Source organism: Granulosicoccus sp. 3-233, assembly GCF_052681095.1.
The window spans coordinates 64,379-82,895 of sequence record NZ_JBQYLE010000015.1 but is presented as its reverse complement, the minus strand read 5'-3'; the positions used below and the strand labels follow the sequence as shown (position 1 = coordinate 82,895).

Here is an 18,517-nt window from a genome sequence, read left to right as displayed (position 1 = left end):
CTACGCCTCAATGATCACTTGGAAATGACACCACTGGCAACCAGCTCGTCCAACTGCTTGAAGATGCCAGCCTGAGTATCACTGGCCCATGCACCCACTTCGTCACTACCCAGCCAGTTGGGTGTCACACCGACGTCGGCCACCCATGACTGGAACTCATCGCTGTCCAGTGCAAACCGATACGCAGCTTCGATCTTGCCAACAACCTCCTCCGACACACCGGCAGGTGCCGCCACGACGATGAAGCTCCCCATGCGCAGGGACAGATCCTCATCAGCCGCCGTAGGCACATCAGAATAGGTCGGGTTGGGGGTGTCGGAAAACTCCACGATGCCTCTGGCACTATCCTCGTTGAGCAAGGAGGAGAAATCACCCAGACTGGTGGTCACCAGCTCGACCTCGCCGTTGAGCATGGCCTCTTTCTGCTGGGCCGCACCGCCAGGATAGGCAATCAGCTTGAACTCGGTACCGGTTTCCTGTTGCAGCTGCAAGGCAGCCAGATGCAGACGGGAACCGATGTTCTGCATGCCGATACGCACCTTGCCTGGAGCGGCCTTGGCAGCCTCGAGCACATCGGACAGGGACTCATAGGGGGATGAGGCAGCAGCAATCAAGGCATCCGGCTCACTGGTGACGCGAGCGATCAACTCGAGCCTGTCCAGCTTGTAGTTGGGCAGCAAAGCCTGCCAGGGCACGGTGATGACGCTGTCGTAGGTGAGCATGCCGATCGTATAACCATCCGGCCGTGCACTCATGACTTCTGATATGCCGGTTGCACTGATCCCTCCTTCGATGTTTTCCACGTACATCGAGGTGTTCAGCTGCCCTTCGGCGATGGTCGTCAGCTTGCGTACGATGCCATCGGTACCGCCTCCTGCTCCCCAGGGAACGACGACGCGTATATCGCGCTCCGGGTACTCGGCCAGTGCCGGGCCACAGACCAGACTCAATGTTGCAACGGTGGTGAACGCTGCCAATGCCAGTTTTTTCATGGTATCTCCTCTTGGGTAAATGCGCCTCAACGGGCGTCTGTTTCAGCTACTTGCGATAGCGGACTGTCCTGCTCAGGAAAACCGTCCGAGCAGTTCGGCAAGTTCGTTTTCTTCTTCTGCCCGCAGGTCGGTCAACGGTGAACGTACGCTGCCGGGATCGAAACCAGCCAGTCGCGCGCCAGACTTGATGATCGACACGGCATAGCCGGGTTCACGGTCGCGTATCTTCATCAGCGGGTAGAAGAACTCCTGCAACAGTTGCCGAGTCACACTCTCATCGCCAGCGCGCAGCGCGGCATAGAAGCGGTTGGCCAGATCCGGCACGAAATTGAAAACGGCCGACGAATACGTAGTGACACCTATCGCGTTATAGGCGTCCGCATAGAGTTCTGCGGTGGGCATACCACCGATATACACCAGCCGCTCAGCCATCTGCACGCAGATCTGACGTACCAGCGCAACGTCTCCCGAGCCATCCTTGAACCCGATCAGATTCGGGCAGGTGTCGGCCAGACGAGCAAGCGTATCGGCTTGCAGTATGGAGTTGTCGCGATTGTAGACAACCACTCCCAGGTCGGTGGATTGACAGACCTGCCTGACATGGTCGTACAGACCCTGTTGTGACGCACCAACCAGATAATGCGGCAGCAGCAACAGTCCATCGGCACCTGCCTGTTGCAGCTCGGCCGCCAATTCGACAGCCATCGACGTGCCGTAGCCACAACCGGCCAGAATGGGCGTGGATCGAGCAGCTGCCTTGGCAGCCCTGACCACCTGCACGACTTCGTCCTTGCGCAGCGAAAAGAACTCGCCGGTACCACCTGCTGCAAACAGCGCTGCAGCGCCGAACCCGTCCAGCCACTGGATATGGCGGGCGTAGGAATCCTCGTGGAAGTCACCGGCCGCATCGAAATGCGTCACCGGAAATGACAGGAGTCCTCTGGACAGGACACGTTTGAGTTCTTCGGGTGACATGATCGATTTCGCCGGATGAAACATGCAGCGAATGTACTACCAATAATTCGTCACTGTCAATAGTTGTCATACCAATTCATGACAAATCTGAGAATCAGGACTGCGACAAGGCTCGATAGCGTTCCAGACTGCCCACCAGATGCGCCTGCATGGCCTGTCTGGCGTCCTCGGCACGGTGCCTTTCGATCGCCTCCAGAATATCCAGGTGCTCCGACTGCATATCCACCAGGTACGCCCGATAGGGCTCACCGGTTGTTTCCAGGCCCAGCTTGCCACGCGGGATGGTGCGCTTGCCCAGATATTCCATGAAGGAGCGATAAGCGCTGTTGTTGGTTGCCTCGGCAATGGCCTGATGAAAGTCATAATCGGCCTCCTCGGTCTTTGCTCCCGTCTCCACGGCTTCGGCAAATTGCTGATGGCAGCTGCGTATGCGCGCAATCTGCCCGGGAGAGGCCCGGGTAGCGGCCAGAAACGCCGCCTCGATCTCCACCGCTGCCCGCAACTCCAGGGTGTCCACGATGGCAACGATTTCCGCCTGCATCTGCGGCATGGCCGCTTGCCAGGGGGATTCCTGCACAGTGTTCGCCCGTACGAACAAACCGCTGCCACGACGCGATTCGATCAGTCCTGCCGCCCGCAAACCGGCAATCACCTCACGGATCACGGTTCGGCTCACACCGTAGGTCAGGCACAGAGCTCTCTCCGTTGCCAGTTTCTCACCGACCGGCGGTTCTCCGGCAAGGATTCGGGTGCGCAGGTCCGCCTCGATTTCTGCCGCGAGCCGGGGCTTCTGCCCTTTGCCTGGTGCCTTCATTGTTGTCTGTCACTCCGCGAGACAGCGATACCGAGTGGGACAATGTCATTCGTATTTGTCATACCAATAATCTACCACCATTCCGTTTACTCTTCCTGTACGCGTTTTCATGGAAAACGATTTGCGTCGTTGATTTTACTTGCCGCATACTGACAGTGATGCAATCGACACAAGGAATTGAACTCGGAGCTGTCGCTGCCCATCCAACAGACCGAGCACCGCCTCAAACTCACTCGACAGGAATCATGGAGCCAAACCCATCATGACGACAGAAGCCCCCGCATCTCGCAACGCTGACACGGAAAAACCGATCCATATCGATCAGCGTATTTTCGACCTGTATGATGAATATTGTCACGGATACATGGATCGCCGTGAATTCATGAAACGCTGCGGCGCCATTACCGTCGCTGGCGTGTCCGGCCTCGTCATGGCCCAGGCACTGCTGCCTCGCTACGCCGAAGCGCAGACCATCTCGTTCACCGATGATCGCATCACTCCCAGTTATGTCACCTACCCTTCCGAAGGTGGTACCTCGGGCGAGATGCGTGGCTATCTGGTGCGTCCCGCCGGGGACGGTCCTTTTCCTTCGGTTCTGGTCATTCACGAGAACCGGGGTCTGAACCCTTACATCGAGGATGTCGCCCGACGCCTCGGGGTGCTCGGTTTTCTGGCACTGGCGCCTGACGGCCTGTACCCGGTAGGTGGCTACCCCGGCAATGACGACAAGGGCCGTGAACTGCAGAAAGGCCTTGACCAGGCAGCCCTGACCACGGACATGCTCAACAGCGCACGCTTTCTGCAGGCGCATGCGGACTCCAGTGGCAAGCTGGGTGCAGTCGGTTTCTGCTGGGGTGGCGGTACCGTCAACCAACTGGCAGTGCACATGGGTGATGATCTGTCTGCTGGCGTTCCCTTCTACGGTGCTGCCCCGGACAGCGCACAGGTGGCCAACATCAGCGCCCCGCTGCTCATCCAATCTGCGGAAAAGGACGATCGAATCAACGCCATGTGGCCGGATTTCGAGGCGGCCCTGCAAGCCGCAGACGTCTCGCATGAGCGACACATCTACCCGGGCACCATGCACGGTTTCCACAACAATTCAACGCCTCGCTTTGACGAAGAGCAGGCAGCGCTGGCAGAGGAGCGCACGGTCGCCTTCTTCCGCGAACACTTGAGCTGAACAGGGAAGCTGTACTGGCACAGTACCGGAAATCGTTCCGGTACTGTGCCCAACACTGCTTCTCAGACAGTACACTAGGCGCCAAATCCTCCAATGCCATACGCATATCATCATGGAAATACGCCAAGTCAGCAGTCCCGCGGAAACACGTCGCTTCGATACCAGTGAGCTACGTGCAGCCTACCTGATCGAGCAGCTCTTCAAGTCCGGCGAGATCTGCATGACCTACAGTCATCTGGATCGCACCGTCGTCGGAGGTGCGATGCCAGACAAGGTCGCATTGCCGCTGAAATCGAGCAAGCAGATCGGTTCGCCGAATTTTCTCGACCGTCGTGAACTGGGTGTGTTCAATATTGGCGGCGCCGGAAGTGTGGAAGTCGATGGCACTCACTTCGAATTGCAGAACACCGATGCCCTCTATGTACCGATGAGCAGCGTCAATGTCACCTTCTCCAGCAAGGATGCAACGGATCCGGCGCGCTTCTATTTCATCAGTACACCCGCACATGCAGCTCATCCGGTCAGGAAGATCACGGCCGATGACGCCAATCTCATCAAGCTCGGTACTCAATCCGATGCCAATGTGCGCGAATTGCGACAGTACATCCACCCGGATGTCTGCACATCCTGCCAGCTCACCATGGGCATGACCCTCATCGCGGATGGCAGTGTCTGGAACACCATGCCCTGTCACACGCACGACAGGCGCACCGAGGTCTATCTGTACTTCGACATGGCCGAGAAGACTCGTGTCATTCATCTGATGGGCGAACCTCAGGAAACCCGTCATCTGGTGGTGGCCAACCAACAGGCAATCCTGTCTCCCGGGTGGTCGATTCACAGCGGCACCGGTACCGGCCGCTACGGCTTCATCTGGTCCATGGCGGGAGACAACCAGGATTTCGATGACATGGATTTCGTGGCCATGGAGGACTTGAAATGAGCAAGGAACAAGCAGCCCTCTTCAGCCTCGTCGGCAAGACCGCCATTGTTACCGGCGCCAATACCGGACTCGGCCAGGCCTTTGCCCTGGGCCTGGCACAAGCCGGTGCCCGAGTTGCCTGCGTGGGGCGTTCAAGCATGGATGAGACCCTGTCGCTGATGAACGATCCCGATAACTGCCTGGCCATCAAGGCAGATCTGGGCAGCCTGGACCCGATTGACGACATCGTATCCCGGGTCCTGGAGTGGTCCGGACAGATCGACATACTGGTCAACAACGCCGGTATCATCCGTCGGGCCGATGCCCTGGAATTTTCCGAAGAGGACTGGGACGCGGTCATGGATATCAACCTGAAATCCCTGTTTTTCCTGAGCCAGGCCGTGGCCAGAACCATGGTGCCACGGGGCAGTGGCAAGATCATCAACATCGCCTCCCTGCTGTCCTTCCAGGGCGGGATCCGCATTCCGTCGTATACGGCAAGCAAGAGTGGCGTTGCCGGCCTGACCAAACTGCTGGCCTGCGAATGGGGACCCAAGGGAATCAACGTCAATGCCATTGCACCTGGCTATATCGAAACCAACAACACCCAGGCATTGCGCGAAGACCCGGAACGCAACAAGGCCATTCTGGATCGAATACCGGCGGGCCACTGGGGCAATCCAGCGGATCTGGCAGGTGCGGCCGTGTTTCTCGCCTCCGAGCAGGCAAACTATGTTCATGGCATCACCTTGCCGGTAGATGGTGGCTGGCTGGCTCGCTGAACCTTGCCGGAAGATGGTGGCTGCCTGAATGATAGACGGGGCAATTCTGATACGATTGCCGCCCCGGTTGGCGTGATCAGACAGAACGCAGCCATCACCTTGTACAGAGACGCACGTTGATCTGGTCAAAGACCGGATTACGTGCGACCCTGTCCATGATTCTTTCGCAGAGCATTCGTCATGACACATATAGCGGTTGTTGGAGCTGGCATTTCTGGAGTTACCACCGCCTATTCCCTGTTGCAACGTGGTTATCAGGTTACCGTGCTGGATCGAAACCGCTATGCAGCCATGATGACCTCCTTTGCCAATGGCGGCCAGCTGTCAGCATCCAATGCCGAGGTGTGGACTCAACTCTCCACCATCATCAAGGGCATGAAATGGATGCTCAAGCGCGATGCTCCCCTGCTCGTCAATCCGAAACCCAGCTGGCACAAGTATTCCTGGATGGCCGAGTTCATCGGCAACATTCCCAACTACGAAGCCAACACGATCGAATCTGCCCGGCTGGCCATCGTTGCGCGAGAATTCCTGTTCAGTTGGGCAGAGAAGGAAAACATCGATTTCGACCATGAGAAGCGGGGCATTCTGCATATCTGCGTCGATCAGAAAGGCTATGAACATGCTCTGAAGGTAAATGAGCTGCTGGCCAAGGGCGGACTCGAGCGTCATGCGGTGACGCCTGAGGAGATGCGCAGCATCGAACCGGCTCTGAAAGGTGATCCCTACGGCGGTTTCTACACGGAAAGCGATTCAACCGGTGATATTCACAAGTACACACTCGGCCTGGCCAAGGCCTGTCAGCGGATGGGCGGAAAGTTCCTGTTCGATGTCAGGGTGCAGACACTGTCGCAGCAAGGCGGCAAGGTTCAGATCAGCTACAGCGCCGAAGAGAACTACACGGTTGAGCAAGAAACATTCGACGGCGTGGTCATCTGTGCCGGTATCGAGAGTCGCCGGTTTGCCGCTCAACTGGGCGACAAGGTCAATATCTATCCGGTCAAGGGTTATTCCATCACCATCGATCTGCCCGATGCCGAAAGCCGCGACGCCGCCCCCTGGACCAGTCTGCTGGACGACAATGCCAAGGTCGTTTCCAGTCGTTTGGGCGAGAATCGTCTGCGCATTGCCGGCACAGCCGAGTTCAATGGTGAGAACTACGACATTCGTGACAATCGCATCCGTCCGCTGGTTGCCTGGTCGCGTCGCTTCTTCCCGGGCGTGCAAACCGAACATATCGTCCCCTGGGCAGGCTTGCGACCGATGATGCCCAGCATGATGCCCCGTGTCGGCGCGGGCAAGCAGCCTGGTGTCTACTACAACACCGGTCATGGTCATCTGGGCTGGACTCTGTGTGCCGCCACCGCGGAAATCCTCGGCGATACCCTGTTGAAGTCACAGCCACCCGGCAGCTGACAACCACACTGTCGATGCCCATCTGTCATTGGCCCGGTGGCAAGGCTGTTTTCCACCGCGCCTGACCGATTCCGAATTCTGCCTGCTCAACGTCTGACCGTTACCGAACGACTGGAAGATTGCCGTGTCACCTGAAGAGATCGATCGATTGCCCTATCGACCCTGTGTCGGTTTGATGATGCTGAACTCCCGTGGCCTGGTATTCGTCGGTCAGCGTATCGATACCCCCCAACCCGCCTGGCAGATGCCACAGGGAGGTATCGACGAGGGTGAGACGCCCCGCGAGGCCGCGCTGCGTGAACTGGGCGAGGAGACCGGACTCCCCGCGGAGAGTGTCGAGATTCTGGCCGAGAGCGCCGACTGGTTGCCCTATGAGTTGCCGGTGGAGCGCGTCCCTCATATCTGGGGCGGACGCTATCGAGGGCAGCAACAGAAATGGTTCCTGTTACGATTCATCGGCGAGGATCAACAGATCAGCATCGACACCGACGTGCCGGAGTTCAACCAGTGGCGTTGGCTGCCTAGCCAGGAACTGGTTCAGCACGCCGTCGCCTTCAAGCGCGACGTCTATGCTGCCGTTGTCCGCGAATTTTCAGCCTATCTCTAGAACGGCCCTGTCCGCGACCGCCTGTCAAACCGACTTTCGCTTCACCATGCTGACCATCCTATCTCTGACGGGCGTGATATTCGTCCTGATTGCCATCGGCTACATTCTGGTCGTCTCTGGTGCGTTCGACCGAAACCACATGCAGGTGCTGACGCACTATGTCGTCATGCTGGCCCTGCCTGCACTGATCTTTCGTGCGGTTGCCAACAACTCACTGGGGCAGATCATCAACCCGGCCTACATACTGACCTACGTTGTGGCCTCACTGACCTTGTTCATTGCCTACTATTTCTGGGCATCGAGAGTGTGCGGTCAGAATGCGCTCTACAGCACATTCGCCGGGATGGGCGCTTCCAGTCCGAACAGCAGCTTCATCGGCTACCCGATCGTGCTGATGTTCATGCCCTCACTGGCCAGCACTGCCCTTGCCATGAATGTCATCGTGGAAAATCTGCTGCTGATTCCTCTGGCCATGTTGCTGGCCGAACGCAGCAATGGCTCTGAAGCTCTGAACCGGGCCGTATTTCTCGATATTGCCAGACGCTTGTTGCTCAATCCGATCATGATCGGATTGCTGGCCGGACTTGTCATATCCATCAGTGCCATCGAACTGCCCATGGTTCTCTCGCGTCCTGTGGACATCATTGCAGATTCCAGTGCTGCGGTGTCCCTGATCGTGATAGGCGGCGCCATTGCGGGCATGCCTCGCACATCCATCAGCGGCAGATTGATTCCATTGAGTGTCGGCAAGCTCCTCCTGCATCCCATGCTGTTCTGGCTGGTTTCACTGGGCCTGGCGAGTCTCGGAATGGGCATCGCCGATGCCGATCTGACCAGAGCGGGTATTCTGATGGCAGCCATGCCCCCCATGGGTATCTATCCGATCCTGGCTCAGCGGTATGGTGCGGGGGACGAACATGCCGCGGCGATGGTGATCATGACGGTGTGCTCCTTCGGCACAATTACCACCCTGCTGTGGATGCTGAACCTGACGACTGCCTGAACGCTCTGACACTCCCGCGACCTCCGCCAGACCGCCAGACCGCCAGACCGCCAGACCGCCAGACCGCGAAGAACGAAGAACGAAGAACGAAGAACGAAGAACGAAGAACGAAGAACGAAGAACGACGTTGCCTGTTCACACCCGACGAGCGCATGCGCGTGGCGCCCACGTTACTGTGACGCTACCGGTCTTGCGAATCGAATTCGCGTTATCCAGACCCATGATGCACCGGAATAATGCACAATATCGAATTGAACACGGCAGGTAGTTCGCCTGTCTGTACCTGCTTCCGCCATACTGCGGAGAGCGCTGCATTCACCGACTGACTCTCACTCGGTTCATCCAGCGGCCGATACTTCACGCAAACTGCAAACATGTCTACCATCGAACTTGGCTGTCGACTTGTCTATCATGTCGAATTCGAAACCAGCTTCATCTTCCAGATTTCCGTTCTCGAATCACGGCATCAGGTCATCGAACAGGAATCGTTGAGCTTTCAGCCCGAATCCGATGTCCGCATGGCCCGAATCGGAAACCCCGGGCACCGCATCCACCGACTGCTGGTTCAACCCGGGTGGTTCAACATTCACTACAGCGCCACGGTCTCCAGCAATCCTGCCTACATTCCGGCCGCCAGTCTCGGCCCGCGTCCTCATGCCGAGCTACCGGCCGAGGTACTGCCCTTTCTCAATCCCAGCCGGTATTGTGAATCGGATCGCCTGGAACAGTTTGCCTGGAAGACCTTCGGCCAATCATCGACCGAGCACGATCGCGTACTGGCTGTCACGGACTGGGTATACAACCACCTGAGCTACGCACCGGGAAGTACGGGTCCCAGCACCACCGCCTGTGATGTATTTCTGCAACGCAGCGGTGTCTGTCGGGACTTTGCCCATCTGAGCATCGCCTTGTGCCGCGCCCTGGGTCTGCCGGCACGCTATGTCGCCGGATACGCGGTGGATCTCGTGCCGCCCGACTTTCATGGATTTCTGGAAGTCTTCCTCGATGATGATTGGTATCTTTTCGATGCAACCCGACTGGCACCCGTTGATGGGTTCGTACGCATCGGCATTGGACGCGACGCGGCGGACCTGTCCTTTGCAACCTACGTCGGCAACTCAAGCATGAACCAGCTGTATGTCTGGGCCAGTGAAACCGGTGATCGACCACGTACCGTTGACAGCTCCATGGCCATCAGCCTGGGGTGACAGGCCTGTAGTCAAGCCTGAACGGCTCGTCCCCACTGCAACCCACTGGGCAGCGGTCGCTAAGCTGTCGACAAGGGCGAGTTGCGTCGATGTATCTGCCTGACAACGCTCATTGCCGTCAACGCCGACGATCGCGGATTGCCAGGCAAGGGCTTGCCTTCGATGGAAAAATTCAGCTGTCCGAACTCGCCGACGGCTTCCACCTCATGACGATTCGCGTTCATCGACGGGTCGGCAATCAGTTCCACCCTAGTACCATCAAAGCCGATGCCGGCCATGGCCACAGCGGCCGCGACGTTGGCATTCTTCGGGAAGCTCAACGCCGCCTGACGAGCCGTCCCTTCGAAAAACTTCACTGGCATCTGCAGCGAATCAAGATCGAGCTGCTGCTCGGCAGCAGAACCTCGCCAACCTTGCGGCGGCTTGCGCCCTCGATAGGTGACGGATTCGAGCCCGCCGACACTCGCTGCTGACAGGGCATCCAGAGAACCGATGGCCCCGGACAGCAAGGTCAGCCGACTGTCACCGACAAGGGCGGACCGAGTCAGGCGCTGCTCCAGATCAGCATCAGCCAGCGCGCCACCGGAAACACTCAAAATGTCCTTGCCTGCTTCGAGCAGTGCCGGAAAATACTGACTCACCGCCGAGTGACCCGCGCATTCCACCACCAGGTCGATGTTGTCCGGCAACTCAGCAGGGTCATAGATACAGGGTATCCGGCTGCCCATCGCCTGAGCCACCGCACCTTGTCGCCCCTGCCGACACAGAACGTGCGATACGCGACTGTGAGCGTATTGCTCGAGAGCGCTTGCGACATACTGACCGATGGCACCGTAGCCAATCAGCAGAATGTCACTCATGCTGCGGTCACACTCACTACCTTGCCTGGATTGAGGATATCCAGCGGATCCATACTGCTTTTCAGCGTAGCCATCAGCTCATAGGCATCACCGTGTTCCTGGCTCATGTACTTGCGCTTGCCACTGCCGATACCGTGTTCACCGGTTACCGTACCACCGAACTCCAGCGCTGTGCGGTTGATGGCAGAAGAGAGTGTGGCTGCGCGCTGCATTTCTTCCTCGTTACCGGGTTCCACCAATATGAGCAGATGAAAATTGCCATCACCCACATGTCCGACGATGGGTGCCAGCAGTCCGCTCTGATCAATCAGCTCACGCGCTCGGTCAATGCAATCAGACAATACCGAGATCGGCACACAACAATCCGTGACAACGCCTTCGGCGCCCTGACGCAATGCCTTGCCCGCGTAGAACGCATTGTGCCTTGCCTTCCACAGACGATTGCGATCCTCGGTTCTGCTGGCATGCTTGAACTCACTGGCCCCGAATTCCTGCGCCACCGAATTGAACATGTCCACCTGCTCGGCCACCCCGGCTTCCGTGCCATGAAACTCCAGGAACAGATGCGGTTTCTCCGGCATGAGCATATCCGGATTGTAGATGTTCATGCCTTTCATCTGCATCTCGTCGAGCAACTCGATACGCGCCATGGGAATTCCCATCTGGATGGCCATGATCACTGAGTCCACGGCGTCCTTCACGCTCGGGAACGCGCAGGTGGCAGCCGAGATGGTGTCGGGCTGCCCAACCAGGCGTACCGTCAATTCGGTAATGATGCCGAGCGTACCTTCCGAGCCGATGAACAGATGGGTCAGGTCATAACCCGAAGCGGACTTTCTCGCCCGGCTGCCGGTTCGAATGATCCGGCCGTCGGCAAGCACCACCTCCAGCGCCAGCACATTCTCTCGCATGGTGCCATAGCGCACGGTATTGGTGCCGGATGCGCGTGTTGCCGCCATTCCGCCCATGGTGGCATCGGCTCCGGGGTCTACCGTGAACATCAGACCGGTGGCGCGTAGCTCCTCATTGAGTTGGGTACGGGTGACTCCCGGCTGCACGACAGCATTCATGTCGCTGTCGAAGACGGTCAGTACCCGGTTCATGCGACTGGTATCCAGCGTCAGTCCGCCGTTCACGGGAACAACGTGACCTTCGAGCGATGTGCCCACACCGTAGGCCACAACCGGACATCGCTGTGCAGAGCAGATCTTCATGATCGCGGACACCTCTGCCGTGTTTTCCGGAAAGGCCACGGCATCGGGCAGCACTGCCGGGGTGTAGGCCTCGTCATGACTGTGCAGTTCGCGAACCGAGCTGCCGGTGGAAAGCCTGTCTCCCAACAGCTCGCGTAGCTGCTCGATGGCTCTGGCGATGTTTTCGGCGGTCACTGAGTGATATTCCTCGTTCTGATGATGGGTGACGTGGCAGGTCTTTCAGCCGTGTCACACTCGATCATCGGCGCAACACGGCAGCAACCACGGTTATGCCGGCTCAGGCGGTCTGGGTGCGCTTCGGCAGTTTCCAGCCAGGTCTCACGAAATGACAAGTGTAACCATTGGGCAGGCGTTGCAGGTAATCCTGATGTTCCGGCTCAGCCTCCCAGAAATCACCGGCAGGCTCCACTTCGGTCACCACCTTGCCCGGCCACAGGCCAGAGGCATCCACGTCGGCAATGGTATCCAGTGCCGTGGCTTCCTGTTCCGGACTGGTGTAGTAGATCGCCGATCGATAGGAAGCGCCGACATCATTTCCCTGACGCATGGGCGTACTCGGGTCATGAATCTGAAAGAAGAATTCCAGTATGTTCCGGTAGCTGGTGACATCGGGATCGAACAGTATCTCTATACCTTCGGCATGATTGCCGTGATTGCGGTAGGTGGCATTCTCGACCTCCCCGCCGGTATAACCGACTCGGGTTGCCAGCACGCCGGGCTGGCGGCGTATCAACTCCTGCATCCCCCAGAAGCAACCGCCGGCCAGTATGGCTTTTTCCTGTCTGCTACTCATGTCATTCACTCCAGATGTTATTGGTCACGAACCGAATGTCAGGGCGCATGGGCGCTGACCATCGGTACAAGGTATCGATCAAGTCAGCGATTTCCAGATCCTCGGCAGAAACTTCACAGACCACCTGTCTGCAACACGTCACACTCGGTGATGATGAAATCCATGGGAATGTCATGTGGTTGCGGATAGATCGTTGCAATGCGCGTGACCGAATGGCCTACGCCAATGACAGCCGGAGCCAGCCGCCGTTCACGCATCAGCGCCAGTGTACGATCGTAGTAGCCGCCGCCGTAGCCCAGTCTGTATCCCCTGGCGTCGAAACCGACCAGCGGTGCGATGACGTGAGTCGGCTGCAGCACCTCGCCATCGACCGGTACCGGAATGTTCCAGACACCTGGCTGCATGGGACAATCCGGGAGCCATTCGCGAAAGATCAACGGCCGTGATTTCGCTTCGACCACCGGTAACGCAACCCGGACCCCGTCCTCGACCACTTCCTGCATCCAGTGGCGAAGGTTCAATTCTGCACGAAACGGCCAGTAGAGACTGACGATGGCATCCTCTCGATTCCCTATCGTTTTTTCCAGACTGACGGCCACCTGCTCGGCGTGTCGCTGACGGTCTCTTGCCGGAATGGCCACCCGCAAGTCGATGAGACGTTCTCGCTCCGCCTTGCGCCATCGGGCAACATCGCAGGCTGCTTGCGCATCGCTGACAACATAGCCGTTGTCGCCAAGGCTCAGCTCGTGAGCAAAACACGGCGGAGAAGCATAGCCGCTGTTGTTGTCATCACTGTGGTTCATGCACTTTTCCGGTTAACGCCGCACTGATTCCGTGCAACAACCATACGCCTCGAAAGTTGAATTGTCTTGCCGGTTCCTGCACCCTTGGAGCTGCCTGAATGGACAATCCGGAAGCCATTCATGCCTGTGGTATCTTTCAGACCTCTCCCTTCCAGCCTGAGCGAGGACCTTCCGGACATGTCCACCGACAAGCAGCCCCCTGATCATCCCCTGACCTCCCGGTCCGGCCGACCCTACACCACCGGCTTGCTGCGATTGACCGCACTGGTCATGGCTGGCGCCGGTGGCCTGCTCGGCTCTCCCGCCCAGGCAGCAGACCAGCAACTGGTTGTCTCGGTCTACGGCTTCGCGCAGGATGCATTCTCCGAGATCGTCTACAAGCCATTCGAAGCCTTGTGTGACTGCGAGCTGGTCGTGGAAACCGGCAACAGTGTCGAACGCCTGGCCAAACTCGAGGCGCGCAAGGACGATCCGGAGATCGACATGGCCGTCATGTCCACCCATGACGCACTGTCAGCCAATCGCAAGGGCATTACCCAGCCCATCGACATCTCTCGCCTGAGCAACCACGACAAGCTGTACGATATTGCCAAGGACCCACTGGGCGACCACCTGGGCATCGGCTATACCTTCTACGCTACCTCCATCGTCTACCGCACGGACAAGGTCAGCATCGATAGCTGGCAGGACCTGTTCAAGGATGAGATCAAGGGGCGCGTCGCCTTCCCCAATGTCTCGACCAATCAGGGTCCTCCGGCTCTCTACATGCTGGGCAAGGCTCTGGGTGACGACGACAGCAGCCTGAAGACACCCATCGCGGCAGTTGCGGAAAACGCTGACGAGATCGTGACTTTCTACGAACGCTCATCGCAGGTTGCGCAGCTGATGCAGCAGGAAGAAATCCTTGCAGCCCCCATCGGTCGCTTTGCCTGGGGCGCCTACACCCGGATGGATCTGCCTCTGGCCTGGGCCACACCCGCCGAAGGCCAGACCGGAGGCATGAATGTCATGATTCTGACCAAGGGTGCGAAGAACGAAGACCTTGCCTATCAGTTCATGGATTTCTGGTTGTCTACCGAGATCCAGACAGCCCTGGCCGAAGCGCTGGTAGACAGCCCCGCCAACTCGGAGGTGGTTGTCAGTGACGAGATTGCCGAGAATCTGACCTACGGCGCCGACACCGTCAGCACATTGAAGCTGCTGGCTCCCGATGTCATTCTCGACAACCGCGACCAGTGGCTGGAGTCCTGGAACAACAGCGTCACGCAGTGATCGAGGTCGAATGCCACTCAGCCCCCTTGTCGCTTGATACTGACTGAACATGTTCGACAAGCGACTCGAAGGGCTGGCACTGGTACTACCCGGTGTCCTGTTTGCGGCCCTGGTATTTCTGCTGCCGGTGGGTATTCTGCTGGGCGAAGGATTCCGGACCGTGGAGGGTTGGAGCCTTGCCCCCTACATCGATTTTTTCGCCAGCGAGCGCAACCAGGTGGTGTTCTTCCGGACACTGAAACTGGGAGCGATGGTGACTGTCGCGGCAGCCGTGATCGGCTACGCCGCCGCCTGGAGCATCGTCTCACTGTCACCGCGCTCGAGAGGGCGCATGATCGGCCTGGTCATCCTGCCTCTGATGATCTCTCCGGTGGCCCGCACCTATGCCTGGATCGTGATTCTGGGGCGAACCGGGATCGTCAACCAGGCCTTGACAGGCATCGGCCTGAGCGATGAGCCCATTCGTTTCCTGTTCACCGAGACGGCTGTGTTCATCGGCCTCTTGCAACTGTTCCTGCCGCTGATGATCCTGTCCCTGTGCAGCGCGCTGGAGAACATGCCGGATGATGCGGTTGCAGCAGCGCGCGTTCTGGGCGCCAATGGCCTGCAGGTCTTCTGGAAAGTCATCCTGCCGCTGACTCGCGAAGGTCTGGTGGTTGGCGGCACACTGGTGTTCACCGGATCACTGACCGCCTTCATTACCCCGGCCATTCTGGGCGGTTCGAAAGTGCTGATGCTCGAAACCCTGCTGTACCAGCGAGTTACGGTTGCCAATGACTTTGCGTCAGCCAGTGTCATCGCCATGATCCTGATCGTCATGAGTTTCTGCGCCAATCTGCTGCTCAAGCGTCTGGCGACTGCAAGAGGTGCCCGATGAACTCTCGCTGGCTGCAGTATGTCGTGCTGACACTGATCATGCTGTTTCTGATCGGGCCCTTCTTCATCATCGTCGCCGCCGGCCTGTCCGCTGGCGAATCACTGGCTTTCCCGCCGCAGGGTCTCTCGTTCAGATGGGTCGTCAAGGTCTTCCAGATAGACAGTTTTCGCGAGAGCTTCGCGTTGTCCATGGCGCTGGCAGTATTCGGCACACTGGCTGCACTCATCCTGGGAGTTCCCATCGCCTATGCCCTGTCACGCTACAAGCTGCCATTGGGCGAGACGCTGCGAACGATCGTCTCGGCGCCGATCATCGTGCCCGGCATCATCGTTGGCCTGGCCCTGTTGCGATACCTGGTGGTGCCGCTGGATGTCGAGGTGGTCACGGCCCTGTTTGCAGCACACACCGCTCTGATACTGCCCTACGCGGTGCGCGTGGTATCGGCCTCATTGAACAACCTGCGCAGCGACATCGAGGAAGCCGCCGTCCTGCTCGGAGCTTCTCGTCTGGGTGCCTTCTTTCGCGTCGTGCTGCCCAATATTCGCAGTGGCATCCTTGCAGCCTTCATTCTGGGTTTTGTTACCAGCTTCAACCAGGTGCCCGTCTCCCTGTTTCTGTCGGGACCGGGAGTCCGTACCCTGCCCATCGACATGATCTCCTATCTGGAAACGACCTACGATCCATCCGTTGCTGCCCTCGCAGCACTGTTGGCCTTTCTGTCCATTGCCATCGTATTCCTGGCTGAACGTTTTCTCGGATTCTCCCGATATGTCTGATTTCCTGCAGCTCGAGTCGCTGACACTGGCGTACGGAAAATCCATTGCCGTCGAGTCGCTGAACCTGTCCGTTCGCAAGGGCGAACTGATCGCCTTTCTCGGGCCATCCGGTTGTGGCAAGAGCACCACCATGCGAGCCATCGCCGGACTGATGAAAACCCGCTCGGGGCACATCCGTCTGGATGCCCGGGATATCACACGCACGCCCCCCAATCGGCGTGACGTCGGCATGGTCTTCCAGTCCTATGCCCTGTTTCCACACCTGAGTGTGGCTGAAAATGTCGCATTCGGACTGCGCCTGAAGCGTCTGGGCAAACAGGAGATCGACAGGCTTGTCGCCAACGGCCTGTCCATCGTCGGTCTGGCAGAGTTTGCGACACGCATGCCGGCAGAACTCTCCGGTGGCCAGCAACAACGGGTTGCCCTGGCTCGCGCGCTCGTCATGGATCCCAAGGTGCTGTTGCTGGATGAGCCCCTGTCCAATCTGGATGCCCGCCTGCGGCTGGAAATGCGCAGTGAACTGCAGCGAGTGCAGAAGCAGACCGGACTGACCATGATCTTCGTGACACATGATCAGGTTGAAGCGCTGTCCCTGGCGGATAGAATAGTTGTCATGAACAAGGGTAGCGTCGAGCAGATCGGCTCGCCGGAGGATATCTACAATCGCCCTGCAACCCGGTTTGTTGCAGACTTCGTTGGCTTCGAGAACATCTTTGCAACCCGTGGCCGACAGCTGCTAACTACGTCTGCCACGTCCCCCGATTCGCAACAGAGCACTGCCTGCCTGCCACTGGCCGAAGAACCTGACCCCGACACCCGTGGTCTGGCCTGGCGACCTGCCAGTGTCACCCTGGGTCGTGGCAGTTATCAGGGCACCATTGTCGGCAACGCCTTTGCCGGTACCGTACGCGAATACCTGGTGCAATCCGAGCTCGGACCGGTACGAGCCGATGTCAGCGCCGAATTGCCCGCCTACCCCACCGGTAGCGATGTGAATTTCGACCTGCCGCTCGACAAGGCAGTGCCATTGTCGAGCATGTCGTGAGTGACCAGGTGCCAGCGAATGTCTGGGTCGACACCGACATGGGTGTGGATGACATTCATGCATTGTTGTATCTGCGCCATGCCGGCGTGATGCCGGTGGCCCAGTCGCTGTCTTTCGGTTGTGCAAGTCTGACGCAGGTCAGCCACAATGCGGCGGGATTCAGCCGCGTCTTCCGGTGGAACCGCCCATGGCATCGCGGGGCTGCGCAATCGTTTCGAGGTGAAACCCGAACCGCTGCCCACGTGCTGGGAACCAGCGGCTTGCCGACACGCAGCGCCTGTCTGCCTCAGACCGCGCAACTGCCATCCACTGCATCAGCCATCGATGCTCTCATGTCGTGGCTCTCCGATCATCCCCCTCACGCACAGGTTCTGGCATTGGGGCCGTTGAGCAATATCGCCAACCTTTGCCTGCAGGCTCCGGAGCTGGCACAGCGCATCCATCGCCTCACCTGGATGGGCGGAGCAACCGCTCGTGGCAATCAGACAGCGCATGCTGAATTCAATGCCTGGGCCGATGCACAGGCTGCGGCCGTTGTGTTCGCTTCCGGCATCCCCGTGCGCATGGTCGACCTGGAAGCCTGTCGACAAGTGCAACTGCGGCCCGAAGACTTGAGGCCCCTGTCGCGGGTTCGCAACGCAGCGGGGCGTCTGCTGCATGATCTGCTGGGTGGCTATCTGGATATCGGCTTGTCTCGTGGACGCCCCGGCATGGCCATCTACGACCCGGTGGCAGCGGCAGCCCTGGTATCACCGGAAGATTTTGACAGCCGCAAGGTCAGCATCGACGTGATCAGCGACACCGGTGAGCACGAAGGTCAGACCGTGTTGCGACAACATCCATCCGCAGAGCGCTACCATGAGATCGTGACCGTGAGGAATCCCGATGCGCTCAAGACTCGCCTGCTGGAAGCCTTGCTCGCAGCCACTGAACCGCCGCAAGCGGGTCGCCCGGATGGTGACTGATCGAATCGGC

At 58.6% G+C, this 18,517-nt stretch carries 19 protein-coding genes; 12 read left to right on the top strand and 7 right to left on the bottom strand.

Annotation, left to right across the window (positions count from 1 at the left end; translation table 11 throughout):
* Positions 1–14: 14 nt before the first annotated feature.
* From ACUNV4_RS27160 to ACUNV4_RS27150, 3 genes are all read right to left on the bottom strand, one after another.
* Positions 15–992 (bottom strand): Bug family tripartite tricarboxylate transporter substrate binding protein, encoded by a 978-nt coding sequence (locus ACUNV4_RS27160; protein WP_430881807.1) that lies wholly within the window; start codon positions 990–992, stop codon positions 15–17.
* 72 nt (positions 993–1,064) lie between these two features.
* Positions 1,065–1,967, bottom strand: a complete 903-nt coding sequence (kdgD, locus tag ACUNV4_RS27155) for a 5-dehydro-4-deoxyglucarate dehydratase (RefSeq protein ID WP_430881806.1) — start codon at positions 1,965–1,967, stop codon at positions 1,065–1,067.
* A 94-nt stretch (positions 1,968–2,061) separates the two neighbouring features.
* Positions 2,062–2,781, bottom strand: coding sequence for a FadR/GntR family transcriptional regulator (locus ACUNV4_RS27150; RefSeq protein ID WP_430881805.1), 720 nt, complete (start codon positions 2,779–2,781; stop codon positions 2,062–2,064).
* A gap of 262 nt (positions 2,782–3,043) precedes the next feature.
* Between ACUNV4_RS27150 and ACUNV4_RS27145 the strand changes: the two genes are divergently transcribed.
* The 7 genes from ACUNV4_RS27145 (at position 3,044) to ACUNV4_RS27115 (ending at position 9,902) form a co-directional block, all read left to right on the top strand.
* Entirely contained in the window at positions 3,044–3,964 is a 921-nt protein-coding gene (locus tag ACUNV4_RS27145) for a dienelactone hydrolase family protein (RefSeq protein WP_430881804.1), read from the top strand.
* A 112-nt stretch (positions 3,965–4,076) separates the two neighbouring features.
* Positions 4,077–4,907 carry a 5-dehydro-4-deoxy-D-glucuronate isomerase gene (gene kduI / locus ACUNV4_RS27140; RefSeq protein WP_430881803.1) on the top strand — a complete coding sequence of 277 codons (831 nt, stop codon included), beginning with the start codon at positions 4,077–4,079 and terminating at the stop codon, positions 4,905–4,907.
* Positions 4,904–5,668 (top strand): 2-dehydro-3-deoxy-D-gluconate 5-dehydrogenase KduD, encoded by a 765-nt coding sequence (kduD, locus tag ACUNV4_RS27135; protein WP_430881802.1) that lies wholly within the window; start codon positions 4,904–4,906, stop codon positions 5,666–5,668. Before kduI ends, kduD begins: the two co-directional genes overlap by 4 nt.
* A gap of 180 nt (positions 5,669–5,848) precedes the next feature.
* On the top strand, positions 5,849–7,084 hold the full coding sequence (locus ACUNV4_RS27130) for a D-amino acid dehydrogenase (protein ID WP_430881801.1): 1,236 nt from the start codon (positions 5,849–5,851) through the stop codon (positions 7,082–7,084).
* Positions 7,085–7,208: 124 nt separating this feature from the next.
* Positions 7,209–7,691, top strand: coding sequence for an RNA pyrophosphohydrolase (locus ACUNV4_RS27125; RefSeq protein ID WP_430881800.1), 483 nt, complete (start codon positions 7,209–7,211; stop codon positions 7,689–7,691).
* A 46-nt stretch (positions 7,692–7,737) separates the two neighbouring features.
* Positions 7,738–8,694 (top strand): AEC family transporter, encoded by a 957-nt coding sequence (locus ACUNV4_RS27120; protein WP_430881799.1) that lies wholly within the window; start codon positions 7,738–7,740, stop codon positions 8,692–8,694.
* A 374-nt stretch (positions 8,695–9,068) separates the two neighbouring features.
* Complete coding sequence (locus ACUNV4_RS27115; RefSeq protein ID WP_430881798.1) at positions 9,069–9,902, top strand: transglutaminase-like domain-containing protein; 834 nt, start codon at positions 9,069–9,071, stop codon at positions 9,900–9,902.
* Between the two features lie 59 nt (positions 9,903–9,961).
* Here ACUNV4_RS27115 and ACUNV4_RS27110 read toward each other — a convergent pair whose 3' ends face one another.
* The 4 genes from ACUNV4_RS27110 to ACUNV4_RS27095 form a co-directional block, all read right to left on the bottom strand.
* Positions 9,962–10,762 carry an aspartate dehydrogenase gene (locus ACUNV4_RS27110; RefSeq protein WP_430881797.1) on the bottom strand — a complete coding sequence of 267 codons (801 nt, stop codon included), beginning with the start codon at positions 10,760–10,762 and terminating at the stop codon, positions 9,962–9,964.
* A complete protein-coding gene (locus ACUNV4_RS27105; protein WP_430881796.1) occupies positions 10,759–12,150 on the bottom strand; it encodes an FAD-binding oxidoreductase in 1,392 nt (463 codons plus the stop codon). Before ACUNV4_RS27105 ends, ACUNV4_RS27110 begins: the two co-directional genes overlap by 4 nt.
* A gap of 103 nt (positions 12,151–12,253) precedes the next feature.
* A complete protein-coding gene (msrA, locus tag ACUNV4_RS27100; protein ID WP_430881795.1) occupies positions 12,254–12,769 on the bottom strand; it encodes a peptide-methionine (S)-S-oxide reductase MsrA in 516 nt (171 codons plus the stop codon).
* A gap of 113 nt (positions 12,770–12,882) precedes the next feature.
* Positions 12,883–13,572: a 5-formyltetrahydrofolate cyclo-ligase gene (locus tag ACUNV4_RS27095; protein ID WP_430881794.1), complete on the bottom strand. Its 690-nt coding sequence runs from the start codon at positions 13,570–13,572 to the stop codon at positions 12,883–12,885.
* Positions 13,573–13,749: 177 nt separating this feature from the next.
* Here ACUNV4_RS27095 and ACUNV4_RS27090 point away from each other — a divergent pair, with 177 nt between their 5' ends.
* From ACUNV4_RS27090 to ACUNV4_RS27070, 5 genes are read left to right on the top strand one after another with little or no spacing between them, the layout of a single operon-like run.
* Complete coding sequence (locus ACUNV4_RS27090; RefSeq protein WP_430881793.1) at positions 13,750–14,844, top strand: ABC transporter substrate-binding protein; 1,095 nt, start codon at positions 13,750–13,752, stop codon at positions 14,842–14,844.
* A 49-nt stretch (positions 14,845–14,893) separates the two neighbouring features.
* A complete protein-coding gene (locus tag ACUNV4_RS27085; RefSeq protein ID WP_430881792.1) occupies positions 14,894–15,721 on the top strand; it encodes an ABC transporter permease in 828 nt (275 codons plus the stop codon).
* The gene (locus ACUNV4_RS27080) at positions 15,718–16,497 is read left to right on the top strand and encodes an ABC transporter permease (protein ID WP_430881791.1); all 780 of its coding nucleotides are present in this window, start codon (positions 15,718–15,720) and stop codon (positions 16,495–16,497) included. Before ACUNV4_RS27085 ends, ACUNV4_RS27080 begins: the two co-directional genes overlap by 4 nt.
* Positions 16,490–17,542, top strand: coding sequence for an ABC transporter ATP-binding protein (locus ACUNV4_RS27075; protein ID WP_430881790.1), 1,053 nt, complete (start codon positions 16,490–16,492; stop codon positions 17,540–17,542). The genes ACUNV4_RS27080 and ACUNV4_RS27075 overlap by 8 nt, the downstream gene beginning before the upstream one ends.
* Entirely contained in the window at positions 17,539–18,507 is a 969-nt protein-coding gene (locus ACUNV4_RS27070) for a nucleoside hydrolase (RefSeq protein WP_430881789.1), read from the top strand. Before ACUNV4_RS27075 ends, ACUNV4_RS27070 begins: the two co-directional genes overlap by 4 nt.
* Positions 18,508–18,517: the final 10 nt, after the last annotated feature.